Annotated in this window: 3 protein-coding genes; all 3 read right to left on the reverse strand. The window is 69.5% G+C overall.

Annotated elements, in window-relative coordinates:
• Positions 1–3,718: AMP-binding protein (locus ACFWF3_RS22975; RefSeq protein WP_379315216.1), on the reverse strand; the 3,718-nt coding region annotated here is incomplete at its 3' end.
• Between the two features lie 96 nt (positions 3,719–3,814).
• Positions 3,815–4,621, reverse strand: a complete 807-nt coding sequence (locus tag ACFWF3_RS22980; RefSeq protein WP_379315217.1) for an ABC transporter ATP-binding protein — start codon at positions 4,619–4,621, stop codon at positions 3,815–3,817.
• 12 nt (positions 4,622–4,633) lie between these two features.
• On the reverse strand, positions 4,634–5,312 hold a 679-nt coding region (locus ACFWF3_RS22985; protein ID WP_379315218.1), incomplete at its 5' end, for a FecCD family ABC transporter permease.

Below are 5,312 nucleotides of genomic sequence, written 5' to 3' on the forward strand. Positions count from 1 at the left end.
GTGCGGCGCCGGCGCGCCGCACCGAAAGCCGTGCTTGCGCTGCGGGATCAGGTGACTCGCGCAGATCCTCGACCTGCCACGAGACGCCAGGTGCCCGCGGAACGATCTGTACCGGCTGGTCGAACTGTTCATAACTGAACGCCGCGCCGAGATTCGGATGCCGCCGCAGCATGCTCGCGAACGCCGCACCCATGCGCTCCGGATCGACGATGCCGTCGAGGGTGAAGCGGGCCGTCATCGTGTACACGTCGTCGGCGCCGTCGCGCAGTGCGTGGAACAGCAATCCCTCCTGCAGGGGCGACAGCGGGAGTACGTCGGCGACCGGTCCGTAGGTAGCGCCGAACTCGTCCAGGTCGCTCTGCGTGAGCGCTGCGATCAGGCGACCCGGCGCTGTCGGGAGCGGCGACGAGACAGCGGCCGGCGACTCGAATCCCACGGCGGTCGTGGGATGTTGCGGCTCGGGGGCCGCCTCCGCGGCCAGCGCGGCGAGGCTGCGCCGGGTCAGTAGTTGCTGGGGCAGGAGGGTGAGGCCCTCGGCGCGCAGGCCGCTGCTGACGGTGATGGCGGTGATGCTGTCGCCGCCGACGGCGAAGAAGTCGTCGTCCATGCTGACGGTGTCGAGGCCGAGGGTCCTCGAGATCGCCTGGTGGACAGCATGTTCGGCGTCGGTGGCCGGTGCGCGTCCGGACTCGTCGGTCGCGGGGTCCGGTAGCGCCGTGCGGTCGAGTTTGCCGTTGACCGTGGTGGGCAGGGCGTCGAGGACGACGAGTCGAGCCGGCACCATGTGCTCGGGGACCAGGTCGGCCAAGCGGGTGCGTGCGGCCGAGGTATCGAGGTCGCCGGTCGCGGCGACGACGTAGCCGATCAGGGTGGGGCGCCCGGCGATGTCCCGGATATCGGCTGCCGCGGTGCGGATTTCGGTCAGACCTTCGAGTGCCGCTGCCACATCACCGAGTTCGACGCGGTGGCCGCGGATCTTCACCTGGTTGTCGACCCGGCCCAGGTATTCGTAGCCGAGCCCGGGCACCCAGCGCGCCCGGTCGCCGGTGCGGTACATCCGCGCTCCCGGCGGGCCGTACGGATCGGCGACGAAAGACTGTGCGGTAGTGGCGAACCGGCCCAGATAGCCCCGCGCGATCTGCGGACCGGCCAGATACAGCTCGCCGACCTGACCGTCGGCGACGATCTGCAATCCGTTGTCCAACAGGTGAGCCCGCGAGCCCGCGACCGGCATCCCGATCCGTGGACCAGCGGCATCGATCGGTGCCCCGATCACATCCACCGTCGCCTCGGTCGGGCCGTACAGATTGACCGCCGCGAACCCGCCACGATCGATCGCGCCCCATAGCTCCGCCGAGCACGCATCGCCGCCGATCACCAGCGTCAGCGGCGGGCGCGCTGTCTCATCGGCGCTGTCGGCGCTCGCGAGATCCGTCGCTGTCGAGATCTTCCCGATCACCTCGGTGCTCGCTGTCGCCGACTTCCGGCCGACCGGGCTCGACTGTGCCGGCGACGGTAGTTCGCTGGTCAAGCCGTGTTCGAGCAGGGCGGCGACCAACGACGGAGTGCCGTCGACGACGTCGATGCCCTCCCGGGCGAAAGCCTCGACCAGGGCGGCCGGGTCACGCCGGGTATCGCTGTCGTACACGTGGATCCGATGTCCGGCGGTCATCCACAGCAGTGGGTCGAGCGAGGCGTCGAAGGCGAAGGAGGTGGTGTGCGCGATGGTCAGCTGACGGTTGCCCGCACGGCCGGCGGCGACGCTGTGGATCCCGGCGCGGTGTGCGGCGACGAGCGCGGCCAGGGAGCCGTGCTGTACGACAACACCTTTCGGCTGACCGGTCGAGCCCGAGGTGTAGATGACGTAGGCCGCGTGCTCGGGCCTCACCGCGAGCGCGAAGTCGGTGTCCGCGTGGTCGTCGAGCCGCGCACGGAAGCCGGCGTCGTCGATCGCGACGGCGTCGGCACCGAGCTGGGCCGCCAACTCACCGGCACTGAGCACCACAGCGGGGCCCGCGTCCGCGATCGTCGCTCGCAGCCGGGCGACCGGATGTTCCGGATCCAGGGGCAGATAGGCGCCACCGGCGCGCCAGACGGCGAGCAACGCGACGACGAATTCCACATCGCGGGGTAGCGCGAGGCCGACGATCGCATCTGGCCCGACCCCGGCCCCGCGCAGGAACCGCGCGAGCCGGTTCACCCGGAGTCGAAGTTCGGCGGCGGTGTACTCGGTTTGAGCCGAACTCAGCACCACGGCATCCGGTTGCTCGGCGAGCACGTGTTCGAGAAGGTCGGGGATCGTCGCGACCGACGGCTCGTCGTGAAGGGCACGGGTTTCGTTGTCCGGGAGCTGCATTGCCGTCGAGCGCGCGGCCAGCAGTCGCGTGCGCTCGGCCGGATCGAGCAGTTCGAGCGCACCCACCGCGATCTTGTCCGACCCGGTGAAAGACTCGATCACCCGGACCAACCCGGCGACCCGCCCGCACACCGTGTCCGCGTCGTTGGTTCGCGCGTCGGATTCGAATCCGAGCAGCACCGTGCCGTCGGGCAGCGGAGTGACGGTCAGCCCCAGGTCCTCCGGGGGCCCGCCCGCCACATTGCGCAGCACGCCACGCGCACCGTCGAAATCGAGGGTGAAGTCGAAGACCTTGAGGTTGATGCCGATCCCGTGCAGGAGTTCGCCCGCGCCGTGGCCGTGGAAGTCGCGGGCGAGGTCGTCGCCGCTGTAGCGCTGGTGCTTGCGGACCTCGCGCAGGATGTCGGCGATGCGGGGGCCCAGCTCACCGAGCCGGTCGCCCGCGCTCACCGTGACCCGCAGGGGCAGCACGTTCACCGCCATGGCCGGTGTGCGCAGGGCGGCGCGGCCGACCCGGCCCATCAGCAGCATCGAGACCACCACATCGGCGGTGCCGAGTTGGCGGTGCAGGAACGCGGCGTAGCAGGCGACGAGCGCGTCGGCCCACGTGATGCCGTGCCGTTCGGCGCTCTCGCGCAGTGCCGCGAGCAGTTCGGTGGACAGGATGGCCTCGGCGCGGATCGTCCGCTCGACCGCACCGCCCAGGTGGCGACCGCGGCCGTCGAGATCGGGCCACGGTGTGAGCTGGTCGCGCCAGTACGCGCGGTCGGCCTCGAATTCGGGGCCTGCCCGATAGGCCTGCTCCTCGGCGACCAGCTCGGCGATGGTTCCGAAAGTTTGTTTCGGCGAGGGTGTTCCGCGTCGGAGGGAGGTGTAGTGGGCGGCGACTCGGCGCGAGAGCAGCGCCGCGCTGTAACCGTCGACGATGAGGTGGTGGTAGAGCTGCACGCACCAGACCACGCAGTCGGAGATCCGGATCAGCGTGTAGTTGTACAGCTGCCGGTCGACCATGCCTCGGCACCGTTGCGCGGCCTGCTCGCGCTCCAGCGCGACAGCCTCGTAGGCCAGGGCCATCGGCTCCGCAGCCGCCCGTAGATCGACGGTCGGTCGCAGCACCGCTTCGGCATCGCTCACGAACTGCCTTGGCCCGTCAGATGTTTCGGTGAAACGCAGCCGCATGTTCTCGGCCTCGGTGACGGTGCGACGGATCGCCTCGCTCAGCAGGTCGACATCGATCGGCGCGTCCCCGGTGATCTCCAGGACCTCGCCGACCAGGTAGCGCCCGGACTCGGGATCGAAGCGCTGGGCGTTCCAGATGCCGAGCTGCGGTCCGGTCAGCGGCAACTCGAGACCATCTGTCACGGCAACTCCCTCCCTCGTCACATTCACAATAAGTTAGGTTAGCCTAACTTAACTAATTGTGGAATACCTATGTTCGGCTGCCGCATCGCCGCAGCTCTAGCGCACCTTGGCGGCATCCTGCGCCAGCGGAATCACCAGTGGCGTACCGGTTTCCGGGTCGTCGACGATGCGGCACCGCAACGAGAAGACCTCGTCGACGAGCTCGGCGGTCACGATGTCGGCGGGCGCACCCGTCGCGACCACCCGCCCGTCGCGCATGGCTATGAGGTGATCGGCGTAGCGGAAGGCGTGGTTGAGGTCGTGCAACACGGCCACGACGGTCCGCCCGGATTCGCGGTTCAGTGACCGGCACAGATCGAGCAACTGGATCTGATAGGCGATGTCGAGGTAGGTCGTCGGCTCGTCGAGCAGGATCAGCGGGGTGTCCTGGGCGAGCACCATCGCGATCCACACCCGCTGGCGCTGACCGCCCGACAGCTCGTCGACCATCCGCGCCGACAACTCGGTGACACCGGTCGCCGCCATCGCCGAGGTGACGGCTTTCTCATCGGCCTTCGACCACTGCCGCAGCAGCGTCTGATGCGGATAGCGGCCGCGGGCAACGAGATCGGCGACCCGGATGCCGTCCGGCGCGGTGGAGGTCTGGGGCAGTAGACCGATCTGCCTGGCCACCTGCTTCGCCGGGTAGGAACTGATCGGTTTGCCGTCGAGCAGCACGGTCCCCGACTCGGGGGTGAGCAGCCGGGCCAGCGCGCGCAGCAGCGTGGACTTGCCGCACGCGTTCGGGCCGATGATCACCGTGAACTTGCCGTCCGGGATATCCACCGACAGCTGGTCGCTGATCGTGGTGCCCTTGTAGCCGAGGCGGACCCGGTCGGCGCGCAGGCGTGAAGTGTCGTTCATCTTTTCGCTTTCCTAGTTCCGTCGCGCCTCGGCGACCAGCAGATACGCCAGGTACAGGCCACCGACCGAGACGGTGACGAGGCCGACCGGCACGGTCGTCGGGGCGAACGCGTGCTGGGCGATCCAGTCGCAGGTGATCAGCAACATCGCTCCCATCGCCGCCGAGGGCGCGAGCGCGATCGACGGTGTGCGGGCCAGCTTGCGCGCCAGATGCGGTGCGGCGAGGGCGACGAACGCGATCGGGCCCGCGACCGCCGTCGCCACCGCCGTGAACGCGACGCTGAGCACGATCAGCCACAGCATCGCCCGGCTGACGTCGAGGCCGAACGCCCGGGCGGTGTCGTCACCGAGTTCGAGGATCTGTAAGCGGGGGGCCGCGGGGATCAGCGCGATCGCCAGCAGCGCGAGGATCACCACCGCGGGACCGACCTGCGGCCACGAGAGTCCGTTGAGCGTGCCCGCGCCCCAGGCCGCCGCCGACATCGCCGCGTCCAGGTCGGCGCGCAGGATCAGCCAGGTGTTGATCGAGGCGAGCATGGCGCTGACGCCGATGCCGACGATGATCAGCCGGAACCCGGCTACGTTGTGCCGGAACGCGAGGAGGTGGATGACCAGCGCGGCGCCGAGCCCGCCGATCACCGCACCGGTCGCGGTCTGCAGGTGCCCACCGCCCAGGGTCAGGATGGCGATC

Origin of the sequence: Nocardia sp. NPDC060220, from assembly GCF_042727815.1 — a bacterium.
Lineage (GTDB): Bacteria > Actinomycetota > Actinomycetes > Mycobacteriales > Mycobacteriaceae > Nocardia.

Coding starts and splice junctions, on each gene's coding strand:
- ACFWF3_RS22980 (WP_379315217.1), bottom strand. CDS start 4,621: ATGAACGACACTTCACGCCTGCGCGCCGACCGGGTCCGCCTCGGCTAC.